This is a genomic window from Hoyosella altamirensis (assembly GCF_014191505.1).
In the GTDB taxonomy this organism is placed as follows: domain Bacteria; phylum Actinomycetota; class Actinomycetes; order Mycobacteriales; family Mycobacteriaceae; genus Hoyosella; species Hoyosella altamirensis.
The window spans coordinates 1,095,915-1,120,090 of the sequence record NZ_JACHWS010000002.1 but is presented as its reverse complement, the minus strand read 5'-3'; the positions used below and the strand labels follow the sequence as shown (position 1 = coordinate 1,120,090).

Sequence of the window (24,176 nt, the reverse complement as noted above, 5' to 3'; positions counted from 1 at the left end):
CGCGATCGAACCGGCAGACGTTGCGTGGAAGCTGGCCCAGAAGCGGGTGCAAAGCTCACCGGTACCAATCAGACGCTCCGGACTGGACGGCCAGTCGCTCCCACTCGACGATGACAGCTTCGATTCGGCATTGACGACGTGGACGCTGTGCACCATTCCCGACCCGGTGACCGCGCTCAAAGAAGTGCGCCGGGTGCTGAAACCCGGCGGGCGGCTGCACTTCGTGGAACATGGACTCGCCCCGGACGAGAACGTGCAGCGGTGGCAGCACCGGCTGAACCCCATGCAGCAGCGCCTCTTCGGTGGATGCAATCTCAACCGTCAGATAGTCAGTCTGGTGCAGGAAGCTGGGTTCAGCGTCGACGAACTCGACCAGTTCTACGAGAATGGTGCACCGAAAGCGATGGGTGCGCTCTCCTTGGGAACCGCCGTGGCGCGCTGACCCGACTACCGCCAGATCGTGAAGGACTTACCCTCCGTGAGAGGGAAGATCCTTCACGATCCGAGCACACGTGCTACAAATCACGCAGCCCAGGGGCCGGACAAGCGTCGGCGACATCGACAACTACCTGCCCGGCCTCCGCTGGCTCCGGCCGCACGCCGGTTTTCCAGCCAGCGCCATCAATCACCTGTTCCGCAGCGAGCGCCGACAACTCGTCCGCCTCGAACGCGCGTCCCCTGCTCAGGAATCGCACGCCTTCGGGCGACTCCAGACTGAATCCCGACCCCCGGCCCGGCACCACGTCAAGCACGAGCTGGGTGTGCTTCCAGGTTTCGAACTGGGAGCCCGATATCCAGACCGGAACACTTCCGTCGCCGAGTTCAAGCACGCCGAGGAGGACGTCGCGCTCGCCAACGATGAAGTCGCCCAGTGGGTAGCACATCGGTGCTGAGCCATCACAACAGCCGCCAGATTGATGGAGCATCAACGGGCCGTGGCGGCCAGCGAGCTGCTTAAGCAGATCGCGAGCCGCCACGGTCATCACCACACGGTGCATCAGAAGAAGCCTTGTGCGCCTGGTGCGTAGCTCACCAGCAGATTCTTGGTCTGCTGGTAGTGATCGAGCATCATCCGGTGGTTCTCACGACCGATACCCGACTGCTTGTATCCACCGAACGCAGCGTGAGCTGGGTACTGGTGGTAGGTGTTCGTCCACACCCGCCCCGCCTGGATCTCTCGGCCCGCGCGGTATGCGGTGTCACCGGTCCGTGACCACACACCAGCTCCCAGGCCGTACAGCGTGTCATTCGCGATGCGGATCGCATCATCAAAGTCCTTGAAAGATGTCACCGAAACAACCGGCCCGAAGATCTCTTCCTGGAAGATGCGCATCTTGTTGTTGCCGGTGAAGATCGTCGGCTGCACGTAGTAGCCACCGGACAGATCGCCACCGAGGTCCGCACGCTCACCGCCGGTGACAACATGTGCGCCTTCACTCTTGCCGATCTCGATGTACGAGAGGATCTTCTCGAGCTGATCGTTGGATGCCTGGGCACCGATCATCGTGTCAGTGTCGAGAGGGTTGCCCTGGCGTACTGCCTTGGTGCGTATCGCGGCGAGCTCGAGAAACTCGTCGTAGATGTCTTCCTGGATCAGCGCACGTGACGGGCAGGTGCACACTTCACCCTGGTTCAGCGCGAACATGGTGAAGCCTTCGAGCGCCTTGTCCTGGTAGCTGTCGTTCTGGGCGAGAACATCCGAGAAGAAGATATTCGGGCTTTTTCCGCCGAGTTCCAGCGTCACGGGGATCAGGTTCTCCGACGCGTACTGCATGATCAGACGACCGGTGGTGGTCTCACCGGTGAAGGCGATCTTCCGGATCCGGTTGCTCGATGCCAGCGGCTTCCCGGCTTCCACACCGAAACCGTTGACGATGTTGAGGACACCGGGCGGCAGCAGGTCACCGATAATTGAGATCAGGTACATGATCGAAGCTGGGGTTTGCTCCGCAGGCTTCAGGACGATGGCGTTGCCAGCAGCGAGCGCGGGAGCCAGCTTCCAGACAGCCATGAGAATGGGGAAGTTCCACGGAATGATTTGTCCGACCACCCCGAGTGGCTCGTGGAAGTGGTAGGCAACGGTGTCATCGTTCAGTTCCGACAGCGAGCCTTCCTGAGCGCGAATCGCACCGGCAAAGTAGCGGAAATGGTCGATCGCGAGCGGAATGTCTGCGTTGAGTGTTTCGCGGATGGGCTTGCCGTTGTCCCACGCCTCCGCGAGTGCGATGGATTCGAGGTTCTCCTCGATGCGGTCAGCGATCTTGTTGAGGATGTTGGCGCGGACAGCAACGGGCGTCTTGCCCCATTTGGGCGCGGCCGCGTGCGCCGCGTCGAGAGCCTTCTCAATATCCTCAGCGGTGGAACGTGCAATTTCGATGAATGGCTGGCCGGTCACTGGGGTGACGTTCTCGAAGTACTCGCCCTTCGCGGGCGCTACCCATTCGCCACCGATCCAGTTGTCATACCGCGACGGGTACGACATCAGCGCGTCAGGTGAACCGGGACGGGAATACTCGGTCATGAACTCCTCCAGTGCTTGTGGGTTGTGATCCACGACACTAGGCGCACTAACGTTGCAACACAGTTGCATGATCGCGAGTTAGCGGCTGTACTCCCGATTGAGCCGGTCGACGCGCGCTTTGACCTGGCAGAACAGCGGAGCCGCCGGATCGAGAGAGCTGAGATACGCGGTGAGGGCAACGATGTCTTCTCGCCCGTGCACGGACGATGTCCATCGGGCTAGCAACTCAGTATCACCCGCTCGCAGCAGCGCAGCCTGGATCCGTACTTGCAGTTCCTCGCGCAGGTCGACGACGCCCGGCGCAAAAGACTCCGGCAAGACAGGCCCCGGATAGGCACGCAAAGCGGCGCGGACGTCACCGCGGTCCAAAGCTGAGCGCACTTCGGCGACATCGGTGCGAAGCTCGGTGAGCAGCCGGTACGGACGCGAACCGAGCCGCTCTGCCCCGATAACCTTGCGGAGCCGGGAAAGCTCGGCGCGCACAGTGACGTCGTCCAGTTCCTCTTCGTCAAGAAGGACCGCGAGGCGCTGCGACGTGAGACCTTCGGGATGCTCAGCAAGCAGCAACAGAATCTCCGCATGCCGCTGCGACAACCTGTTGTGGTCAGCACCCAAGTGCAGCACGGGCCGGACCGCCCCTAGCGTTTCGAGCCGCGGCACCGCCTCCGTCAAGGCATGCGGCGACCGAAGCAGATGCAGCCGCAATTCGGTTTCCGCCGCCATCACGGTTGCTTTCACGAGCTGCAGCACTTCCGGCGCGGCGACGCGGGGACCGCCTGTGATGTCGATCGCGCCGATGATCCGGCCTGATAGTGGATCATGCACGGGCGCGGCTGAACAGCTCCACTCATGCACGGAACGATTGAAGTGCTCCGTACCGAAGATCTGCACCGAATGATCGAGTGCGAGCGCTGTGCCGGGCGCGTTCGTTCCGACACGTTCTTCGCTCCAGTCCGCGCCTTCCACAAAGCTCATTCCGACGGCACGGTCGCGTGCGAGATGGTCACCCTCAACCCAGAGCAAACGGCCCGCTTCGTCCGTCATCGCGACGAGCAGCTCGCTGTCCGCGGCATCTTCGACGAGGAGCTTGCGAACCACTGGGCGGATCAGCGCCATCGGATGCGCAGATCGGTAGCCCTTGAGTTCCTCCTCGACAAGAAACCCGGTCTGGTCGACGGTTTCCGGGGAGATACCGCGCTCCTTCGCGCGCAACCAGGACTCGCGCACAACCTTGCGCACCGACGCGGGCGCTGCGCCATTCGGCGTGGCAAGGAACGACTGCCACGCCGCAGACAGGTCCCGGGCGAGCCGTGTGATGTCCTCGCCCGGTGGCAGCGCCAGCCACGGGTTACCGGTGGGCCGCGGTTGGGTCATTGATGTCTGTGCCTCCTCCCTACCGAGAGTAACCCACGTCACTCTCGGAGAGAGACCTCACAGAGATGGGTCAATGAGCACTTTCATCTTCTTGCCCGCATGCAGCGCATGGAATCCCTCATCGACTACCTGCTCGATGGGGATGGTGGTGACCCAGCCGGTCGTGTCGTAATGCCCGTTCGCCATGAGGTCGATGACCGCACGGTAGTCGTCGCCGGTGTAGCAGAGTGAGCCCTGAATGCGCGATTCGTTCATCACCAGGTTGAGCAACGGCGTTTCCAGCGGCTTTTCGTAGATGGCAACGCTCACCAGAGGTTTGTGGGCGCCGATGCATTGCAGCGCCGTTTCGACTGCGGGCTGAACACCCGCGGCGTCATAGGCGGCGTCGACGCCGCTGCCACCAGTGTGGTCGCCGATGAACTCCGCGACATTCACCGACGTCGGATCGAGGGTTTTCGCGCCCAGGTTTTCGATCGACGCGCGCCGCACCGGGGATGGTTCCACCACATACACGTCGTCGAGTCCGAGTCCCTTCAGCGCGAACCACACACCGATACCGATCGGCCCGGCCCCCATCACCACGGCGGTGTCCCCGGCCCGCACATTTCCGAGCTTCGCAGCGTGGTACGCGACAGACATCGGCTCGACGAGAGCGCCGAGTTGCAGCGACACCGAGTCAGGCAGCTTGTGCAGCATGTTTTGTGGAACCACGGTTGACTCGGCCATTCCACCATCTGACATGAGCCCATGAAAGCCGATGAACTTGCAGATGTTGTACCTGCCCGACGCGCATGGGCCGCACGTGCCACAACGGTAGATCGGTTCGATAGCTACCCGATCTCCTTCGCTGAAGCCGTCCACTCCTGGCCCAATTTCAGTAATTGTTCCCGAAAACTCGTGTCCGAGGACAAGGGGCGCCTGGTTGCCGGTCAGCGCATGCGGTGAGGTCGGGATAAAAATCGGGCCGGCGAAGTACTCGTGCAGGTCCGTTCCGCAAATCCCGTTGAACCCCACGCGTACCTTCACCTCTCCGTGAGCAGGCGCCGGGTCAGGCACGTCGTCGATGGAAACTTTGTTTGGTCCGTAATACACAGCCGCGCGCATTGGTGCGCTCCTCCCGTTGAAACGGTTGACACCTCAGTCCTATATGAGCTGGATCACACCAGGGAGGGTTGCGGGGGGTTGCAGGGCTGACGGTGGGAACGCTGGGGCACCTGCCACAATCGGTACCACGAGCACGAAAGCAAAGGAGCGACGTGGACCGGAAGCGTTCCCAGCATCGGCCAGGCAGGTGGCCCGAGAAATGGCCGACGCCCCGGACCCGGCGCCGGGACATCGCCCTTCTGGGCGGGCTGATTATCGCGGCGGCGGGCTCGTTAGTCGCAGGGGTTATGGGGTTCAGAGATGGGCAGCCGCAAGTGCTCGGCTTTGGTGTCCTCGTCGCGGCGCTCTTCAGCGTGGGCGCGGTCTACCACTTCTACCACGCGGTTCAGCCGCAACGGCGCCGCAGCGACGTGATTCTCACGACGAATCGTGACGGTGAGCCCGTAACCCGAATACTTCGGTCGCCAGTTCTGTTTCACCTGCGTACAGCGTTAATGATCGGTCTCACGGTACTTTTCACCGCTTCTGCGGTAGACCACTACCTATCCGAGGGGACCGCGGGCGTCCTCGGCGCGCTCATCTATCTGATCATCGCCGTGTTCTTCGGCTCGTACGTCCTCGCCGTCGCCACGAAGGGACTGATGCCCGGGTTTATCGAGTTCTCGCCGCAGGGCATCTTCAACCGCGGCTGGAGTTTCGAGTCACGCATGCCGTGGCGTCAAGTGCTCACGGTCCAGGCAGAGCACGACAAGAAGCACCCTCAGGTCCTCGTGATCGGTGATCCCGAACGGGAGTGGAAGTACGACTACACGGTTCGCCTGTGGCGCATCGACCGTTTGACTGTGGTCCCGATGATCGACGTCGACACCCGGAAGTTCAGGGTTCCGCCCGACGTGCTCTATGCGGTCTTCTCCTTCTATTTTGACAGCCCTCCGGCGCGGGTGGAGCTGGGGACCCAGGTGTCGCTCGACCGAATCGACAGTTGGTGGCCTCGCCCAGCTGCCTGATCCATCTGCGGATGTCGCCCAAACACGCCGATTCCGGGGTTGTCATTGACGCCCGCAGATGAATTTCAGGGGCTCCTTAGCTCCGCGCGGCCCGGCGCGCTAGTGACCACCATGCGAGGACAAGATCGTGGGTGCTCGCTCTTATGTCCAGGCCGGTGATCTCACGGAAGCGGCCCAGCCGGTAGCGCACCGTATTGCGATGTACATGCAGCTTCTCCGCCGTGGCGTCAACATTCTGATCGCACTCGAGCAGCGTCCACACGGTCTGCTCGATCTCCCGGTTGGCCTCGTTGTCACTATCTAAGTACTGGAAGTGCAACTGTTCCACCGCGATTGCCAGTTCGTCGGCCATCAGCGCGAGTGGCAGCGGACCAAGCTGATCCAGGGTGACCACCCCGGTGCGGCCGAAAGCTGCGGCAGCGTCGAGCGCGACGCTGGCTGACCGGAACGCTGCAGCAACGTTATGCAGGTGGACCGCCGAACCGATCGCGGCGAGGCTGCCATCGGGCAGGGTGGGAGGCTGCGGAACGAGTCCCACCAAGTCCCCTTCAAGCACAGCGAGCACCGGCTTATGGTGCTGCGTGGCTGTGGTCCGTCGGATCGCGGACGACATGCGTTCTTCTTCTTTGGCGTCGGCAGGGTGCGCACGCATCGGGTGGTAGCGTGCCGACGGATCGAGACCAAACAATCGGGCCTCTGTGGCAAGCCTGGCTGGCGCGACGGTCCCGTGCAGCGTCGCCCGCAGGAAGTCGGCGCGACGGCCACTTTCGCGTTCCCCGGCATCGACGGCCATCTCACGCTGGATTTCGGCGATTACACCGGCGGCGTCCGTGACAAATTGCCAGGCGAAATCATGCACACGCAGCATCGTCGCCGCGTCAAGCTGGTGTTCGGCGGCCATCGCGTCGGCCTCGTTGAGGAGGTACCTCGCAGCGAGCTGAATGCTGCGAGTGAGCGCACCGAAGGGAAATCCCTGTTCCGCCCGCCGCCGCGCAAGATCTGCCAGGGGTTCCAGCGTGCTTGCATCTACCCGTAATGCAGCGACGTGCGTGATGACGTCGCGCATCAGAGCCACGGTGGCCCCGCGCACATCCTCCGTCGGCAGCACGTCGTACTCCGGTATCTCGCGGCGCAGCAGAGCAACCACCGCGTCCGTGCGTTCGTCGAGGCGCTTGAGTAGGGCGTCCGCCAGATTCGCGAGCGCTTGGTGAGCTGGCTCGGGCGACGCGGTCATGCCGCGATCCTAGCCAGCTCACCACTCAGCTGATCGGTCTTCCGGCCGAATCAGGCCGCAGTGTCCGCGTTAGCGCTCGCTCGCGCCAACCGTGACAAGCTCCGCAGGTTCCGCCGGGCTTACCGACATATCCAGCTGATTGCCCAGCCTTGCCGCGTGCCTGCGGTGCGCGAGGTACTGCGCGGCCAGCCCCAACAGGGTGATGCCGACCATTGTCGCCACCGCTGACGCGAACCCAGGGCTGCCGTTGAATGCTGCGATCAAGCCGTCACGCGTGTAGGACATGGGCGCAATCGGGTGCAGTGCACGCAGCGGCGCGGGGATCGTTTCCAGCATCCAGACGCCACCGAACGAGAACACTTGCAGCATCCACACTGCGAGCGTGACGAGGATGCCCGCGGCGTAGCCGAAGATCCTGAATGCGGCGCCCGTGAGCGCCACGGACATCAATGTCGCTGCGGCGACGACAACGATCACCTGGCCGAAACTCGCCGGAGCCGGTGCAGGTGTGACGACTGACCACACCACCGTCGCGAGGGCCGCCATAGCGGTGAGGCTGACCGCAGTCACAGCAAGGAGTCGCCGGACGGGGCGTTTCGGATGTGCCCCACCCGATAGAACCGCGCCTCGGTCCTCGCCCGATGCCCGGAACGACATCCACACGAGCAGCGCCACGAGGGCTGACGAAATCGCTAGCAGGACTGGCACGGCACCCGGCCCGAGTTTCGAGGTTCCCGCAACGGTCTTGTCCGCGACATTGTTCGCGTCAAGTGCGACGGGAGTGCTGACCAGTGAGGCCAGTTGTGTGCGTGCTGCGTCATCACCGAGATCCGGAACGCGCTGGGCGCCTGCCCCCAGTCCGTCGGCGAGTTGTCCCGCTCCGTCATTGAGCTGGCGCGCGCCGTCCTGCAAACGGGGAAGATTTGCCGCAAGCTGTCCCACTCCTGCCTCGATGCGGCCAAGGCCGTCGGCAAGTGTTCGCGCACCCGTCGCGAGTTCTCCTCCGCCGACGGTGAGCGTATCGACACCCGAGCGGTATTGCGCTGCCGGATCATTCAGCTGGCGCGCGAGCTCCGCACTTCCTGCGTTGAGCTGCGCGATGCCGTCAAGGAGCTGTTCCACCTTGCCGAGGATCGCAGCACCTTCGCTGCCCACGGGGTCTGGGAGGGTGGCAAGCTGGTTCTGCAGCGCCGCCACCCGTCCAGCGAGTGTTCCGTCGGGGTCGACGGTCCCGGCCAGCGTGTTCAGCCCGTCGGACAGGCGTTGTGCGCCGTCCCCCAACTCACCAGTGCCGTTTTGCAGCCGTACTAGTCCGTCAGCGAGCTGCTCAGCGCCATCGGCCAAGCGAACACCGCCCGCCCTGGCCTCGCTGACGCCCGGAGCTAGTTGGCCGGTCACCCCATCTGCGACCTGGTCAACACCCCCGGTCAGCTGACCAGTGCCATCCGCGAGGCGTCCCGCACCATCAGCCGCATCACGGATGCCACCACCGAGGTCATTCATCCCGGTCAAAACGGTGCCGACGGCGCGGCTCGATGTGGACTTCAGTACCGCCGCGTTGAGCGTGGCCATCACCCTGGCGCCGACGGTGGAAGCCATCGTCGTGTTGTTGTCGTTGTAGGTGACCCTGATGCTCGCTGGATCAGTAACACCATTCGAAAGCCCGCTGAGGGTGCTGCTGAAGTTCTCCGGAATCTCCACTGTGAAGTAGTAGTCCGCGGCGCGCAGCCCCTCGGCGGCCTGTTCGGCATCGACGACCTGCCAGTCCAGGGCACCACCGTCCAGCAGCGTCTTGACGATCTCGTCACCGGCGCGGATCGTGTCGTCGCCTTCACCGGCGGGCTGGTCCGAGTTAACGAGCGCGACGGGAAGGTGCTTCAGCTTTTCTGTCGGGTTCCACATCGCCCACATGAAGAGGGCGGCGAACGCCAAGGGCAGGGTGATGACGAGCGAGAGGACGATTCGCATTGTGCGCGAACGGTGCCACCGCGAGACGGGTCGGGGCGCGTGCATTCGTATTACTCCAGTTGGTGTGGTTGGTGACCCTTGCCCGCAGACCACGTAGTCCACCTAGTGTGATCTCCGCGCATTCGACTACGGCAGCATGATTCGGGTCATATTGATGGTCTGCATTTATGCCCCAAAAGGCCATGGACGCTGCGCCAAACCCGCCGGTCCCGAATTGGCTGCGAGAACAAACGGGTCTGGGTGCAGCGGCCGGAACCGCAGCAAAACGCCGCTGGCATAAACTCGAAGTCATGGCCGCGATCGAGACCCGACTCCTCATCCTCGGCGCGGTCATGATGTTTGAGCCGGTCAACGGCTATCAGGTGCTTCGTGAGTTGCGATCGTGGGACATCGAAGAGTGGGCCAAGATCAAACCTGGGTCGATCTACTCTGTGCTGAGGACTCTCACCAAAAACGGCAGTGTCATTCGTCACGAAGTCGACGAAGGCGCCCGCACGGTGTCCGTGTATGTGACGACGGCGCAGGGCCGCGCGGAGTTTCACCGGCTGTTCAGTGAAGCTTTGCGCGAGCCCGATGCGATGGCGCCAATCCCGGCGCATACCGCATGGCTGCTGCTCCTCCTCGTGACCCGCGAGGACTTTTTGAGCAGCCTCGACGAACGCATTCGCCGTTCGGAAAAACTGATCGAAGAAAGCGAGCAGCAGCTGGCTGCTGGCATCGATGCGCCCGAACACATCATTGAAGTCGCGCGTATGTGGCATGCGAAGGCGACACTCGAGCTTGAGTGGTCGAAGAGCATGGCGGACAGGATCCGCGCTGGCGAGTTCGCGTTCGCGGGAGAGCCGCTGACGTGGCAGCCGCCACCGAACGATCCGGGCTGGCAGATGATGGAAGACCAGCAGCGTTACCGGAGTATTTTAGGGCTGGACGAGACCGTCCGGTAGCGAAAGACGGTCCTCACTACCGGACGGCTGCTTTCTACTCGCGCGGGTCCCGGAGTTCGGGATCGTCATCCGCTGGAGGTTCCGGCTCACGCCACTCCTCCGCTCGGGATGTTTGCGCGCCCTTGCCCTGCAGCATTGACTGCTGCTCATGCTTGAGTTCCTCGTCGACCCGCGGGGCGTGTTTGCCCTGTCCTCGTTCCATCGTCAATACCCCCTTATCGGCGTTGAATACGAGGGGTACCTGCTGTGGGCGAGATTAAACAGCAATCACCCATAGTGGTCAGACGCAGAAATCACTTGACCGCCTCTATTCAAACTTGAATACTTAATACCGCGCTGCTAACCCAGCGCGGAACACACGGGAGTGGAACAGTGATCAAAGCCCGCGGACTCGCACAGACCTTCCTCACCGGCCAAGGTCGCGAGAAGAAGGAAGTGCACGCAGTCAAAGAAGTCAATCTCGACGTTGCTGAGGGTGAAATCGTCGCGTTCCTGGGGCCCAACGGCGCCGGAAAAACGACGACGCTACGCATGCTCACCACACTGCTCAAGCCCACTCGGGGCGAAGCGAAGGTGGCTGGTTATGACATAGGCCTCGAGCCAGAACAGGTGCGCCGCAACATCGGGTACGTGTCCCAGTCTGGTTCCACCGCCTCAGTCGCACGCGCGGGCGAAGAGGTCATGGACCACGGCATGCTCTACGGAATCTCGCGGGCCGAGGCGGAACGGCGCGGAAAGTACCTTTTCGAACAGCTCAACCTGGACGGTCTGTGGAAACGGCAGCCCAAGGCGATGTCTGGTGGCCAGCGCCGCCGACTGGACATCGCGATGGGGCTCGTTCACGAACCTCGGCTGCTGTTCCTTGACGAACCAACTACTGGCCTCGACCCGCAGGCCCGCGCGAATCTGTGGGAGCACATTCGTGGCCTGCGCGAAAAGCGCGGCGCCACAATCTTTCTGACAACCCACTACCTCGATGAGGCGGACGCTCTCAGCGACCGCGTCATCATCATCGACAACGGCGAGATCGTGGCCTCGGACACCGCAAACACGCTGAAATCCAAGGTTTCTGGTGAGCTGATCGACCTCGAAATCGCCGAGGCCGGGAAGGTGCAGGCTGCAGCGGAAACCCTTGGCGCGCTGACTCCCGCGGACTTGGGAAGCGTCGAAATCGAAGGGCAACGAGTGCGGTCACGCGTCCGCAACGCGGGGAAAGAGATGCAAACGCTGATGCGGGAACTCGATGTCCGCGGCGTTCACCTGACCTCGATCGAGGTACGTAAACCCACGCTCGACGACGTCTTCCTCACCCTGACGGGCCGGTCGCTGCGCGACGACGACTTATCCTCTGGAGAACGACTGTGACTACTGTTCAAACCTTCTCCCGCGAGACATCCATTGTCTATCGCAGGCAACTGCGCACCAACCTTCGCAATCCTGCGTGGGTCATCATCGGCATGGTTCAGCCCATGCTCTACTTGTTCCTCTTCGGCCCGCTGCTCGAGCCACTCTCAGCACAGATCGGCGCAACGAACGCGTATACGTTCTTTGTGCCTGGCATCCTGATCATGCAGGCGCTCTTCGGCGCGTTCTTCGCCGGGTTCGGGCTCATCAACGAGTGGCGTGAGGGCGTCATCGAAGCAGAACGCGTCACCCCGGCGAACCGCACGGCACTGCTGGTTGGCCGCGTACTGCGGGACCTGACTCAGTTGTTGGTCCAGGCGCTCATCCTGGTGGGTCTCGGATACCTGCTCGGCATGCGTGCGCCAATTCTCGGTGTCGTGCTCGGTGTCACGCTCACGCTGCTGATCGGTGGTGCGTGTGCCGCCGCGTCGAATGCGTTCGCCCTCACGGTGAAAAGCGAGGACGTGATGGCACCGGTGACGCAGATGGTGACCATGCCCGTTTTCCTGCTCAGCGGGATTTTTCTCCCCATGACCATGGGTCCGGCCTGGCTGGAAACTCTCGCGAACATCATTCCCACGAAACACATCGTGGATGCGGTCCGCACCTCGTTCGATGGCACGTTCGCGGCCAGCCCGTTGTTGTGGGGTACGGGCTGGTCACTGCTGCTCTTCGTGCTCGCGGTCTGGTGGGGTACACGAACCTTCCGCAAGGAGAACTCGTAACACGCTAGGTTGAGTCGGTGGGTGCCGTACGGCACTCCGCGACTCCCAGCGATTGTGAGGTGCCGCGTGTCTGATGCTTTGACGGCCCAGTCGGCGATGCAGCTAGCCGCCAAGATCAGAAGCGGCTCACTTTCGGCACGCACTGTAATTGACGCGCACATCGATGTACTGAAGAGCAACCGGTCCCTCAACGCGGTCGCGAAACCTCGATTCGATGCCGCGCGGGCGGAAGCTGACGAAGCCGACCAGTTGGTCGCGAACTCAGCCCCAGATGCGGACCTTCCGCCTCTGCTGGGCGTGCCCATGACGATCAAGGAACTGATCGCCGTCGAAGGAATGCCGAATTCTGGCGGATTTCCGCACCGGCGCAGCATCAGGTCGCGAACCGACGCCCCTGCCGTCTCGAGGCTGCGCGAGGCTGGTGTCATCATTGTGGCAATCACCAATGCTGCCGGACCGGTGTACTGGATCGAGACGAACAACCCGCTGTACGGTCGGGTCAACAATCCGTACGATCCCCGCCGCACAGCTGGCGGATCGTCCGGTGGCGACGGAGCCGCCGTGTCAATCGGTGGCGCAACTGCGGCGCTAGGGTCAGATCTAGGCGGTTCACTACGGGTTCCCGCATTCTTCAACGGCGTGTTCGCGCACCTTCCTTCGGTCGGCCTCGTTCCTAACACCGGACACTTCCCGATGACCGCAGGTGGCGTCCGGAAATCGCTCTACCTTGGGCCGCTGGCGCGCCACGCCGAGGACCTGTTCCCTATCCTGCAAACGATTTCCGGGCCGCACGACTCCGATCCGCATAGTTCTCCGGTGGAGCTTCACAATCCCTCGACCGTGTCGTTGGAGGGGCTGTCGGTTTTCCTCTCCACGGCGTCTTCGGTGACCAAACCGCGTGCGGCAGTCGAGGAGGCACGACAACGCGCAGCCGAGGCTCTAGAGAGCGCCGGCGCACGCGTGGAGGAACTTCCGCTGCCGGAATTGCGCTGGGCGATGGGATACGCGCTCGCCGCGATTGCGGGTGAAATGGACTTTGCCTCGACGGTAGAGGAGGTGCTGGGCACTGCGGTGCCGCGTAAGCGGCAACTGCGTTACCTGCCACGCAACGTCGCGCTGAGTATTGCCAGTGCTCCCGTCGCGGTTCTGCGCCTCGCTGAAGCCGCCCCAGCTCGCGCTGTCCGCACTCGAGCGATGCGGCGGCTTGTCAGTGCCGCTCAGCGTGCATCCGACCAGATCACTGCGGCGGTCGGCGAGGGAGTCCTGTTGCACCCGCCTTTTCCCCGGCTCGCACCACGGCACTACACGACGTACGGTCAGCCGTGGCTCCTCGCGAACACTGCCGCATTCAACTTCCTTGGGCTACCGGCCACCCAAGTGCCGATGGGCCTCAACGCGGATAATCTGCCCACGGGTGTGCAGGTCATCGCCGCACCAGGCAATGATCATGTCGCGATCCGCGCGGCACTGGAACTGGAACGCGCGGCTGGGGGCTGGACGCCCCCTCCTGGCGCAGACAGTTAGCACACGAAATGACCTGGCACTAGCGGGTACCCACAAAAACTAGTGCCGCAATTTGTGATTGCGCGAGCCGACTTTTCTTGAACTACCTGTCGGTAACAATTCACATTCCGGCGCCTTCTGCCGCTTCGCACGTAAGCTCGAGTGCGTTCGAAACCGTTTATTACTCGCTAGTAATTTACCCGCGGGTAAGCTGCCTGGATTTCGCATTCTGCCAGCTACTTCCGGGTAACAAACAACCGTGACTGAAGTGTGATTTGATTCACCCACAACGCCAAGGCCAGTGCATATCAGGGTAATTCGCGTGAAACAGTGCAGCTCTAATGTAAAAGACTGGTTGATCGCAATTGGTTACATGTGACAATCTGTTCGCCATGCTGCATGATTGTGGTGCCGGACGGCTGATATCCAAAAGGATACGGATGCACTCAGGGTTGATTGCGGCCGAGCAGGTGCACAGTTCCGGCATCACGGCTGACACACACTCACCGCGCGGGAAGCCAGCGCGGGAGTGAATTGTGTGAGCCGGTTCTGCGCGCTGACGGCATTCCCGTGCGCGTAGGCATTCGCTCAGCGAGGAGAGGCGCTGACTCACGGCCACATTAGGCCAAAGCGACACCGGACGACGGGGTCCTTTGATGTATTACGACCAATCACGTCGTCACTAGGTTCCACAAGAAACGGGGCAGGGATGTTCAAACGTATAGCGATTGTCAACCGCGGCGAGGCCGCTGTACGCCTGATTAGGGCTGTTCGCGAACTGAATGCTGAGCACAACTACGGCATTCGCGTAGTCGCGCTGCACACAGAAGCTGAGCGCGGCGCACTTTTCGTCAGGCAGGCGGACGAGGGCGTTACACTCCGCCCCTCCACCACTGCGGCGACCCCCTACCTTGACCATGCCGAACTTGAGCGCGCCCTCGTCGAGTCGAAGGCTGACGCCGTGTGGGTCGGCTGGGGGTTCGTCGCTGAGGATCCCAACTTTGCGGATCTCTGTGCCCGCCTTGGTATTACCTTCATCGGACCTAACTCAGACGCGATGCGGCTGCTTGGTGACAAGGTCGAAGCGAAACTTCTCGCCGAGAAAGTCGGCGTACCCGTCGCGCCATGGAGCGGTGGCCCCGTTGAGACCCGCGCGGATGCGCGCCGCCATGCACACGCAATCGGCTATCCGCTGATCATCAAGGCACGCAGCGGCGGCGGCGGACGCGGGATCCGCAAGGTCTACTCGGAGGACGAACTCGAACTCGCGCTCGAGCGAACTCAGGGCGAAGCCCAGCGCTCCTTCGGGGACCCAGTTGTTTTCATCGAGCGACTCGTAACAGAAGCGCGCCACGTCGAGGTTCAGTGCATCGCCGACTCACACGGAAACGTCTGGGCACCGGGCGTTCGCGACTGCTCGATCCAGCGCAAGAACCAGAAGGTCATCGAGGAATCTTCATCACCGCTGCTCAACAAGGAGCAGTCCGATCATCTACGGAAGGCTTCAGCCGAGCTTGTCCGCGCGGCCGGCTACTGCGGCGCAGCAACCGTCGAATACCTGTACCAGCCCGAGCAGAAGATCTTCACCTTTCTCGAGGTCAACACACGGCTGCAGGTCGAGCACCCCATCACCGAGGCCACCACTGGTCTCGACCTTGTGAAGCTTCAGATTCACGTTGCCAATGGCGGCGAACTCACGGGCGAATGCCCGTCCGAGTTCGGCCATGCTGTCGAAGCCCGACTCAACGCCGAAGACGCAGACAACGGCTTCGCACCGGCTCCTGGCTCAGTTCAGCTGCTCAAGTTCCCACTCGGCTCGGGGCTGCGCGTCGACACGGGAATCGCGCAAGGTGACATCATCCCCCCCGACTACGACTCGATGGTCGCCAAGATCATCGCGTGGGGCAAAGACCGCTCTGAAGCGCTCGCCCGCCTGCGCACGGCGCTGCGCGAAACGACCGTCGTCCTGCACGGTGGCACCACCACCAAGTCGTTCCTGCTCGCGCTCCTCGATAGGAAGGAAGTGATTTCAGCTTCCGCCGACACTGGCTGGCTCGACCGCTCCGGCGTCGGTACTTCCAGCGATCCCGAGGCCACCACCTCCGTCAAAGCCGCGACCGCTCTCCTCGCCACCGCAATCGAGGTCTACGACGCGGAAGAGGCGGTTGAGCGTGAGGCCTTCCGCTTGTCAGCGCGCGGCGGACGTCCGCGTGCGAGCCACGCCATCGGCCGGAAGATCGAACTCAACTACCAGAACCACGCCTATGGTCTTTTCGTCACGCAGATCGGCCCGAACCGGTATCGCATCGAAGGCGACTCCGGCGACCTTGAGGTCGACATCGAGCGGCTGGGCAAGTTCGAAAGTCGCGTCGTCGTCGCTGGTACGCGCCACCACGTGGTTTCTGTCAAAGGACCGGCCAACTACCTCGTTGAGGTCGATGGCATCAGCCATCAGATCAGTCAAGATGAGGCTGGCGTAGTCCGCGCGCCTGCACCCGCTGTCGTCGTCGCCGTTCCCGTCGCTGAAGGGGACGACGTCGAGGTCGGCGACACGCTCGTCGTGCTCGAGAGCATGAAGATGGAGACCGCAGTCCGCGCCCAGGTGGCTGGCCGCGTTCGCGAGGTGTTCGCGGTCGTCAACTCACAGGTCGACGCCGGTGCGTCATTGATTCGTGTCGATGCACACAGCGAGGCCACGGAAGCCGTCGAGACACCAAGCGTCGAATTCCCGGAATCAACTGAATCCCAGTGCGACGCACTGGAGTTGCTCACCTCGCTCGGTGCGCTTCTCACCGGGTACGACGTTGACGGGACGCGGGCCCGGTCACTGCTCGCTGAGTACGAGCGGCTGCTCAGCGCTCACACGGCGCTGACCGACTCCAACAGCGAAGTCGTCCACGCGGAACTCGCCCTTCTGTCGACATTCGCGGACATCTGCGAAATTTCACGGAACAGGCCGATCACCGGTGATTTCGAATCCGATGAGCGTGTCCACAGCCCGCGCGAACACTTCCACACCTACCTGAAGTCGTTCGACGCGGACATCGAGGGGCTCCCCGAATCCTTCCGGTCGAAGCTCAGTGGAGCACTCCGCCACTACGGTGTCACAGACCTCACCCCCTCACCCGAGCTCGCTGAAGCTGTGTATCGCCTCTTCCTTGCACTGCAGCGCATGGAGAACCAGGTGCCCGTTGTGTCTGCGCTGCTCGAGCGGTGGCTCGTCAGCACTGCAACCACACTGCCTGACGAACTCGAGGAGGTCCTCGACCGCCTCATCACAGCGACCCAGCTCCGCTACCCAGTCATCGGTGACCTGGCCCGCAACGTGCGTTTCCGCATCTTTGACGAACCCGTTGTCAGAAAGACCCGCAGCGAAGTCACCGACCGGGTGCGCGGTGCTCTCGAGTACCTCTCGGAGAACCCCGAGTCAGCGGATTACACACAACGTGTCCGCGAACTCACCCGCACGCCTGAGCCGTTGATCGATCTCCTCGCAGGGCGCATCGAACGGCCCGGGCCGCTTCTCGAAGTCATCACTCGCGCCTACTACAAGATCCGCGAGCTTGAGAACGTCGAGGCATTCGAACGTGGCGGGCAGCAGTTCGTCACCGGCTCATTCCAGCTTCTCGGCGATCGGATCGAGCTCGTCTCTACGGTCGGTGAATATTCCCAGCTGTCCGAGACGCTCCGAGCGGTCGATGCTGTCGCACCTGCCGACCGGAAGAACCTCGTTCTCGACCTGTACCTGTCCTGGCCGGGAGCGCCCGCTGACTCGGACGCGCTTGCCCAGACTCTTCTCACGGAGCTGACGGGCACTGTGACCGTGCGCCGGTTCACCGTGACCGTTTTCGGTGCTGGCGCCGCGAGCCGCCAGTTCACCTTCCGTCCCGAGAACGGCGGACTTCGCGAGGACCGCATTATCCGTGACATGCACCCACTGACGGGGCAGCGTCTCGACCTGTGGCGTCTGAAGAACTTCGAGGGAGTACGCGTACCCAGTGCACCCGACACGTTCCTCTTCCACCTCAAGGCGAAGGAAAACCCCGCCGATGAGCGCCTCATCGCTCTCGCTGAAGTGCGTGATGCGACCGTCCAGCGGGATGAGTCTGGCCAGGTTGTTTCCTTGCCTTCCTTTGAGCGCACGCTGACCGCATGTCTCAACGGCGTGCGCCGGGCCCAGGCCAAACGCGGCAGCAAACGCCGCCTCGACGCGAACCGCGTCATGATCTACTACTGGCCCACGCTGGACCTCAGCATCGACGATGTGCGGACTGTCGCCGGAAACCTCACGCCCCTCACCGTGGGTGCGGGACTCGAGGAGATCACCGTCATCGTGTGGATGCCAGGTGAGGGCAATGAACTCACCAGGCGCGCGCTGCGGTTCTCGTACCGTACCGGCGACGGAGTCGTTCTCAACATCACCGAGCCGCCCACTGAGCCGCTGCAGCCCATGGACGCGTACACCCAGAAGGTCCGCAGCTCTCGTGCACGCGGGACCGTCTACCCGTACGAGCTCATTCCGCTGCTGACGGGCCCAGAGGGTTCCTTCGTCGAATACGACATCGACGAGAGTGGTGTGCTCGCCCCCGTAGACCGGCCCTACGGCGACAACAAAGCTGGCCTGATCGTCGGCAAAGTCACCACACCCACACCGCGTTACCCAGAGGGCATGACTCGCATCGCGCTGTTCGGCGATCCGACAAAAGCGCTGGGTACGGTCGCGGAAGCCGAGTGCTCCCGCCTCGTCGCGGCAGTTGACCTCGCTGAGGAACTTGGTGTTCCAGTCGAGTGGTTCGCACTCTCCTCCGGCGCGAAGATCTCCATGGACAGCGGTACCGAGAACATGGACTGGGTGTCGCGCGGCCTGCGCCGGCTCATCACGTTCACGCAGAAGGGTGGCGAAGTAAACGTCATCGTCACCGGTATCAACGTGGGGGCACAGCCGTACTGGAACGCAGAGTCCACGATGCTGATGCACACGAAGGGCATCCTCGTGATGACCCCGGACAGCGCGATGGTGCTGACCGGCAAGAACTCGCTTGACTACTCAGGTGGAGTCTCGGCCGAAGACAACTTCGGCATCGGTGGTTACGACCGTGTCATGGGTCCGAACGGCGAGGCCCAGTACTGGGCACCGAACCTGACAGCTGCGTGCGAGATCCTGTTCGCGCACTACGATCACGCATTCGTCCTGCCCGGTGAGCGCTTCCCGCGCCGTGCCGAGTCGACAGACCCAATCGAGCGGGACGTCCAGACCTACCCGCACGTCCACCCTGGCAGCGACTTCACGACCGTTGGCGACATCTTCTCGTCCGAGACCAACCCGGAGCGGAAGAAGCCGTTCGACATCCGCACCGTGATGCGGGCCGTCGTCGATCAGGACCATGGTGTACTCGAGCGCTGGGCAGATATGGCCGACGCCGACACCTCCGTCGTGTTCGACGCGCATCTGGGCGGACAGCCGGTCAGTGTCATCGGTATCGAGTCCCGCGCGATCCCGCGTAAGGGCTGGTTCCCCGCTGACGGTCCCGACCAGTGGACGTCGGGCACACTGTTCCCCGCATCGTCGAAAAAGACTGCCCGCGCGATCAACGCGGCTTCCGGAAACCGGCCGCTCGTGGTCCTCGCGAACCTCTCCGGGTTCGACGGCTCCCCCGAGTCGCTGCGTAGCATCCAGCTGGAATACGGCGCCGAGATTGGCCGAGCGATCGTCAACTTCGACGGCCCGATTGTCTTCTGCGTGGTATCCCGCTACCACGGAGGCGCGTTCGTGGTCTTCTCAAAGGCCCTGAATGACAACATGGAGGTCCTCGCCATCGAAGGCTCCTTCGCTTCCGTCATCGGTGGCGCTCCAGCAGCGGCAGTGGTGTTCTCCCGCGAGGTGAACACGCGCACCGCCGCTGACCCCACGGTGCAGGATCTGGAAGCGAAGCTCTCGGCAGCCGAGGACCAGGCAGACAAAGCTCACCTGCAGGTCGCGCTCGCAGCACAGCGCTCAGCGGTGCGCTCGGAGAAGCTCGGCGAGGTTGCGGCCGAGTTCGAGGCCATCCACAACATTCAGCGAGCGCAGCAGGTCGGCTCCGTCGACGCGATCATCCCGGCAGCTGAGCTCCGGCCGCACATCATCGGTGCGGTACGCCGGGGAATGGCCCGGGCGCTGAAGGGCTGATCCCGTTTAACAAACAGCAGACACCACCCCTCTGTGTCAGCCACAACCGCTATGGCCGTGGTGAAAAGCACATTGGGGTGGTGTTCTGCGTAGAAGGCTATTTCGACAGCCTCCGTTCGAGTTCCTCCAGCCGGGTATTCATGCTGCGCAGCAGATCCAGCATCTCCTCACGCTCAACATGCGCCTGTTGCTCCGACTTCGCACGCTCGGCGCGCTGCTCCATCTCGTGCACCTCTTGCGTGGCGCTGACGATGATGGCGATGAACAGGTTCAGCACCATGAAACTCGAGATGAGAATGAACGGCACAAAGTATGCCCACGCGTAGGGGAACTCCTCCATCACCGGTCGCGCGATGCCCATCGACCAGCTTTCGAGTGTCATCACCTGAAAGAGGCTGTAGATACTTCGCCCCAGCGTTCCGAACCATTCTGGGAACTGGCGCCCGAAAAGCTCGGTGCCCATCACGCCGAAGATGTAGAACATCATGAGCAGCAGCGCCGCTGACCATCCGATCCCGGGCATCGCTTGCATCAGCGACTCGACGAGCAGGCGCAGACGCTTCACCGTTGACAGAAGGCGCAGCACACGCAGGATGCGCAACGTACGGAGAATCGCCAACGGACCCGAAGTGGGGATCAGCGAGATACTGATGATGAGGAAGTCGAAAACGTTCCAGCCCGACTTGAAGAAACGGGGACCGAACGCGACGAGCTTGATGAGGATCTCGACCACGAAGACGGCGAGGATCAACTGGTTCATCAACTGCAGTGGCGCGCCTGCTACTTCACGTGCAGAATCCGACGTTTCGACGCCAAGGATCGCCGCGTTGATGAGAATCAGCGCGGTGATGATTCGCCGAGCCGTTTGTGACTCGATTCGTTCGCCCAGCCGAACTCGCCAGCCTGCGTCACTACTGCTGCCGACCTCGGTCTGTTCCGTCTGCACTGCCATTATCTCGTCCACCTCACGACTGTCTGCGCGCGGAGCTTAGCCGACCAGCCAGGGTTCAGTCATACCCGCGAGCGGCTAGCATCGATTTCGTGGACAGGACGGCATTACACGAGGCAGTCAGTACCCGATGGAACGAGGCAGTGCCCAGCCTCGAAGAGTTCGTGCGCATCCCCGCACTGTCTCCCGCATTCGACCAGGACTGGGAACTGTCCGGTCACCTCAACTCGGCGATCAACCACTTGCACGACTGGATCCGCACAAGAGATCTCCCGGGTGCGACAATCGCCGTGGAGAAACTCCCCGGACTGACGCCCTTGCTTGTCGTGGATGTGCCCGCAACATCAGCCGCCGCGTCCGGCGGCACCACACTTCTTTACGGGCACCTCGATAAACAGCCAGCACTCGACGGGTGGTCCGAAGGCCTCGGCGCGTGGGAACCGGTGCAGCGTGACGGCCGGCTATTTGGCCGCGGTGCCGTCGACGACGGCTACGCCGGTTACGCCGCGATTACCGCAATCGAGTCGGTCCGTGCGGCCGGCGGGATACATGGCCGCTGTGTGCTGCTGCTGGAAACAAGTGAGGAATCTGGCAGCCCAGATTTGCCCGCGTACCTCGACCACCTCGCTGCCCGTCTCGGCAGCGTTGCGCTCGTGGTGTGCCTGGACTCCGGTTCAGGAGACTACGAACGGCTGTGGCTGACCACGTCGCTGCGCGGCCTGGCGTCGGTGAGCGTGACGGTGTCGCTGCTGCGATCCGGTGTTCACTCTGGGATGGCGGGCGGTCCAGTGGCGAGTTCATTCCGGGTCATTCGGCAGTTGCTCGACCGGCTCGAGGACTCCGCCACCGGATCGATTCTGCTGCAGGAACTGACAGCCGAGATTCCAGCCGACCGGATTGAGGAAACCCGCGCTACCGCCGCTACCGTTCCGGGCGCGTGGCAGGTCCTGCTCCCCCTCCTCGAGGGGGTGCAACTCGACAGCGACGACGAGGTGGAACTTCACCTGCGCAACACCTGGCGGCCAGCGCTGGAAGTCATCGGCGCCGCTGGGCTGCCCAGCCCTGGCGATGCGGGAAACGTGCTGCGCCCATCGACGACGCTGCGGCTCAGTTTCCGTCTCCCGCCCACGGTCAACGCCGACGTCGCACTCGACGCGATCACTCGCGCCCTCACGACCGACCCTCCACTCGGTGCGCACGTCGACGTAACGGACGCTGAGGCCGCAAACGGCTGGAACGCACCCGCTACTGCGGAGTGGCTGAAAGACGCCCTCGACAGCGCGAGTGACGGCGTTTTCGGTCAGCCCTGGCGTGCGCTCGGTGTCGGAGGATCCATACCGTTCATGGGTCTGCTGCATGAAGCGCACCCCGACGCCCAGTTCGTGATCACTGGAGCGCTCGGCCCGGACAGTAACGCGCATGTTCCCGATGAGTCGCTGAATCTGGAATATGCGGGGAAAGTGACCGAGGCGATCGCGGTCATTCTCGATAAAGCCGGGCGAGCTAGCTGAGGCCGCAGCAATTGTGATCTCGCTCGCCATGTTGCGCCCGCGCAACACTATCGTCATCACAGATCGGCAGAATCAGCACGCGAAACACCAGGCGGTTCGGGGACGAGGCAAGGAGTCGCGCAATGACGAGCTTGAAAACGGCGCCGAAGCGTGTCTCGGGCGCTACGGACCGCTTCTTCCACATCACTGAACAGGGCACCACCTTCAGGACCGAACTCGTCGCAGGCGTGACGACGTTCCTCGCGATGGCCTACATCCTTTTCGTCAACCCGCAGGTCCTCGGATCCGCGGGGATGGATGTGCCTGCAGTGTTTGTTGCGACGGCGCTCGCAGCGGCCCTTGGATCGCTCGTCATGGGACTGTGGGCGCGCTATCCGATCGCCATGGCTCCAGGGATGGGGCTCAATGCGTTTTTCGCGTTCACCGTGGTGCTCGGCATGGGCATCCCCTGGGAAACCGCACTCGCAGGCACGTTGGTGTCTGGCGTGCTATTTTTCATCCTCGCTGTAACTGGTGTGCGGGGCGCGATAATCCGCGCAATCCCCCTGAACCTCAAATTCGCGACCGGCGCCGGTATTGGGCTTTTCATCGCTTTCATCGGCCTGCGGAACGCCGAAATCGTCGTGCCGGACGAAGCAACCACCGTGACGCTCGGCGACCTGTCGCGGCCCGAAACACTTCTCGCGCTGTTTGGTGTCGCCGTGACGGCCGTGTTCTTGATCCGCGGCTTCAAGGGCGGCGTCTTCTACGGCATGATCCTCACCGCAGCGGCGGGCATGGTCACCGGCCTGATTTCCGCCCCTGATGCCGTCGTCGGTTCAGTGCCGAGCCTTGCCCCGACGTTCGGTGTTGCGTTCGGCAGCCTCGGGGACCTCGTCACGACGCAAATGATCGTCGTTGTGCTGACGATGCTGTTCGTGGACTTCTTCGATACGTCCGGCACTCTCATTGCGGTGGCGAATCAGGCAGGGTTCCTCAAGAATGGCGAACTGCCGCGCGCGAATCGTGCCCTCATGTCAGACTCGGTGGCCACGATGGGTGGCGCCGTGCTCGGCACGTCAACCACAACGTCGTACATCGAGTCCTCAGCCGGTGTCAGCGCCGGCGGACGCACTGGGCTGACCTCGGTCGTCACCGCCGGTTTCTTTCTGCTGTCGCTCTTGTTCTCGCCTCTCCTAGCCGTCGTCACACCTGAGGTGACAGCGCCAGCGCTGATCATCGTGGGTGTTTTCATGGCGAAAGCGCTTGGAGACATCGAATGGAACAAACTCGAGTACGCGATCCCGGCCTTCGCGACCGTCGTGGCGATGCCGCTGACCTATTCGATCGCCAACGGCATCGCGTTCGGTTTGCTCTTGTACCCGCTTTTGATGGTGGCGAAGGGACGGTGGCGCGACGTCCACCCCATTACCTACGCGCTATTCGTTGTGGTGATCGCGCACTTCATCTGGCTTGTTTAGTTAGCCGCTTGACGGATGCTCGATCTGGATATCCGAGCCGGGGTACACGATTGACTCGTGCCCGTCATCGAACCGGACGCGGTAAGGCGGTTCTCCATTGTTGCCCTGAACCTCGAGGATCTCGGCTTCATGCTCAGGCGCACCAACCGTGCCGCTCTTGAAATGGATACGGTCACCAGCTACAGCGTGCATAGTTACCCCTCCTTGTAAGTGACTAGCGTCACACTCCATTCTGTTCGGCACAGCGTGGGTTAGCAATGTGTTTCACCACAGTCGCTGGCGCGGCGGGCGATTCGTGGGCAC

General features: G+C 62.6%; 18 protein-coding genes. 9 read left to right on the top strand and 9 right to left on the bottom strand.

Annotated elements, in window-relative coordinates:
- Positions 1-442, top strand: a 442-nt coding sequence (locus tag FHU29_RS14080; protein ID WP_183377567.1) for a class I SAM-dependent methyltransferase, incomplete at its 5' end; no start/stop codon positions are given.
- Positions 443-515: 73 nt separating this feature from the next.
- Here FHU29_RS14080 and FHU29_RS14075 read toward each other — a convergent pair.
- The 4 genes from FHU29_RS14075 to FHU29_RS14060 all read right to left on the bottom strand — a co-directional run bounded on the left by FHU29_RS14075 (position 516) and on the right by FHU29_RS14060 (position 4,999).
- A complete protein-coding gene (locus FHU29_RS14075; protein WP_064438520.1) occupies positions 516-998 on the bottom strand; it encodes a DUF779 domain-containing protein in 483 nt (160 codons plus the stop codon).
- Positions 998-2,521, bottom strand: coding sequence for an aldehyde dehydrogenase (adh, locus tag FHU29_RS14070; RefSeq protein WP_064438521.1), 1,524 nt, complete (start codon positions 2,519-2,521; stop codon positions 998-1,000). The genes FHU29_RS14075 and adh overlap by 1 nt, the downstream gene beginning before the upstream one ends.
- Before the next feature lie 78 nt (positions 2,522-2,599).
- A complete protein-coding gene (locus FHU29_RS14065; protein ID WP_064438522.1) occupies positions 2,600-3,895 on the bottom strand; it encodes a sigma-54-dependent transcriptional regulator family protein in 1,296 nt (431 codons plus the stop codon).
- A gap of 57 nt (positions 3,896-3,952) precedes the next feature.
- Positions 3,953-4,999: a 2,3-butanediol dehydrogenase gene (locus FHU29_RS14060; RefSeq protein WP_064438523.1), complete on the bottom strand. Its 1,047-nt coding sequence runs from the start codon at positions 4,997-4,999 to the stop codon at positions 3,953-3,955.
- Between the two features lie 152 nt (positions 5,000-5,151).
- Here FHU29_RS14060 and FHU29_RS14055 point away from each other — a divergent pair, with 152 nt between their 5' ends.
- Complete coding sequence (locus FHU29_RS14055; RefSeq protein WP_064438524.1) at positions 5,152-6,006, top strand: DUF1129 domain-containing protein; 855 nt, start codon at positions 5,152-5,154, stop codon at positions 6,004-6,006.
- 76 nt (positions 6,007-6,082) lie between these two features.
- Here FHU29_RS14055 and FHU29_RS14050 read toward each other — a convergent pair whose 3' ends face one another.
- Positions 6,083-7,240 carry a PucR family transcriptional regulator gene (locus FHU29_RS14050; protein ID WP_064438525.1) on the bottom strand — a complete coding sequence of 386 codons (1,158 nt, stop codon included), beginning with the start codon at positions 7,238-7,240 and terminating at the stop codon, positions 6,083-6,085.
- A 69-nt stretch (positions 7,241-7,309) separates the two neighbouring features.
- Positions 7,310-9,253, bottom strand: coding sequence for a YhgE/Pip domain-containing protein (locus tag FHU29_RS14045; RefSeq protein ID WP_064438526.1), 1,944 nt, complete (start codon positions 9,251-9,253; stop codon positions 7,310-7,312).
- A gap of 122 nt (positions 9,254-9,375) precedes the next feature.
- Between FHU29_RS14045 and FHU29_RS14040 the strand changes: the two genes are divergently transcribed.
- Entirely contained in the window at positions 9,376-10,152 is a 777-nt protein-coding gene (locus tag FHU29_RS14040) for a PadR family transcriptional regulator (protein WP_083962081.1), read from the top strand.
- 34 nt (positions 10,153-10,186) lie between these two features.
- Here the strand turns inward: FHU29_RS14040 and FHU29_RS14035 are convergent, their stop codons facing one another.
- Positions 10,187-10,354, bottom strand: a complete 168-nt coding sequence (locus FHU29_RS14035; RefSeq protein WP_183377565.1) for a hypothetical protein — start codon at positions 10,352-10,354, stop codon at positions 10,187-10,189.
- Between the two features lie 170 nt (positions 10,355-10,524).
- On the opposite strand from FHU29_RS14035, the gene FHU29_RS14030 reads away from it, so the two are divergent.
- The 4 genes from FHU29_RS14030 to FHU29_RS14015 all read left to right on the top strand — a co-directional run bounded on the left by FHU29_RS14030 (position 10,525) and on the right by FHU29_RS14015 (position 19,953).
- Positions 10,525-11,517 carry an ATP-binding cassette domain-containing protein gene (locus FHU29_RS14030; RefSeq protein ID WP_064438527.1) on the top strand — a complete coding sequence of 331 codons (993 nt, stop codon included), beginning with the start codon at positions 10,525-10,527 and terminating at the stop codon, positions 11,515-11,517.
- Positions 11,514-12,281: an ABC transporter permease gene (locus FHU29_RS14025; RefSeq protein WP_064438528.1), complete on the top strand. Its 768-nt coding sequence runs from the start codon at positions 11,514-11,516 to the stop codon at positions 12,279-12,281. The genes FHU29_RS14030 and FHU29_RS14025 overlap by 4 nt, the downstream gene beginning before the upstream one ends.
- 66 nt (positions 12,282-12,347) lie before the next feature.
- A complete protein-coding gene (locus tag FHU29_RS14020) occupies positions 12,348-13,805 on the top strand; it encodes an amidase (RefSeq protein ID WP_074390686.1) in 1,458 nt (485 codons plus the stop codon).
- 688 nt (positions 13,806-14,493) lie between these two features.
- Positions 14,494-19,953 carry an ATP-binding protein gene (locus FHU29_RS14015; RefSeq protein ID WP_064438529.1) on the top strand — a complete coding sequence of 1,820 codons (5,460 nt, stop codon included), beginning with the start codon at positions 14,494-14,496 and terminating at the stop codon, positions 19,951-19,953.
- A gap of 97 nt (positions 19,954-20,050) precedes the next feature.
- On the opposite strand, the gene FHU29_RS14010 is transcribed toward FHU29_RS14015, so the two are convergent.
- Positions 20,051-20,905: an ion transporter gene (locus tag FHU29_RS14010; RefSeq protein WP_064438530.1), complete on the bottom strand. Its 855-nt coding sequence runs from the start codon at positions 20,903-20,905 to the stop codon at positions 20,051-20,053.
- Between the two features lie 89 nt (positions 20,906-20,994).
- Here FHU29_RS14010 and FHU29_RS14005 point away from each other — a divergent pair, with 89 nt between their 5' ends.
- A complete protein-coding gene (locus FHU29_RS14005) occupies positions 20,995-22,413 on the top strand; it encodes a M20/M25/M40 family metallo-hydrolase (RefSeq protein WP_064438531.1) in 1,419 nt (472 codons plus the stop codon).
- Between the two features lie 122 nt (positions 22,414-22,535).
- Complete coding sequence (locus tag FHU29_RS14000) at positions 22,536-23,873, top strand: NCS2 family permease (protein WP_064438532.1); 1,338 nt, start codon at positions 22,536-22,538, stop codon at positions 23,871-23,873.
- Here FHU29_RS14000 and FHU29_RS13995 read toward each other — a convergent pair whose 3' ends face one another.
- On the bottom strand, positions 23,874-24,065 hold the full coding sequence (locus FHU29_RS13995; RefSeq protein ID WP_064438533.1) for a DUF1918 domain-containing protein: 192 nt from the start codon (positions 24,063-24,065) through the stop codon (positions 23,874-23,876). It abuts the gene before it with no gap.
- Positions 24,066-24,176 lie beyond the last annotated feature (111 nt).

Coding starts and splice junctions, on each gene's coding strand:
- FHU29_RS14060 (WP_064438523.1), bottom strand. CDS start 4,999: ATGCGCGCGGCTGTGTATTACGGACCAAACAAAGTTTCCATCGACGAC.
- FHU29_RS14040 (WP_083962081.1), top strand. CDS start 9,376: ATGCCCCAAAAGGCCATGGACGCTGCGCCAAACCCGCCGGTCCCGAAT.
- FHU29_RS14050 (WP_064438525.1), bottom strand. CDS start 7,240: ATGACCGCGTCGCCCGAGCCAGCTCACCAAGCGCTCGCGAATCTGGCG.
- FHU29_RS14010 (WP_064438530.1), bottom strand. CDS start 20,905: ATGGCAGTGCAGACGGAACAGACCGAGGTCGGCAGCAGTAGTGACGCA.
- FHU29_RS14075 (WP_064438520.1), bottom strand. CDS start 998: ATGCACCGTGTGGTGATGACCGTGGCGGCTCGCGATCTGCTTAAGCAG.
- FHU29_RS14000 (WP_064438532.1), top strand. CDS start 22,536: ATGACGAGCTTGAAAACGGCGCCGAAGCGTGTCTCGGGCGCTACGGAC.
- FHU29_RS14035 (WP_183377565.1), bottom strand. CDS start 10,354: ATGGAACGAGGACAGGGCAAACACGCCCCGCGGGTCGACGAGGAACTC.
- FHU29_RS13995 (WP_064438533.1), bottom strand. CDS start 24,065: ATGCACGCTGTAGCTGGTGACCGTATCCATTTCAAGAGCGGCACGGTT.
- FHU29_RS14045 (WP_064438526.1), bottom strand. CDS start 9,253: ATGCACGCGCCCCGACCCGTCTCGCGGTGGCACCGTTCGCGCACAATG.
- FHU29_RS14065 (WP_064438522.1), bottom strand. CDS start 3,895: ATGACCCAACCGCGGCCCACCGGTAACCCGTGGCTGGCGCTGCCACCG.
- adh (WP_064438521.1), bottom strand. CDS start 2,521: ATGACCGAGTATTCCCGTCCCGGTTCACCTGACGCGCTGATGTCGTAC.
- FHU29_RS14015 (WP_064438529.1), top strand. CDS start 14,494: ATGTTCAAACGTATAGCGATTGTCAACCGCGGCGAGGCCGCTGTACGC.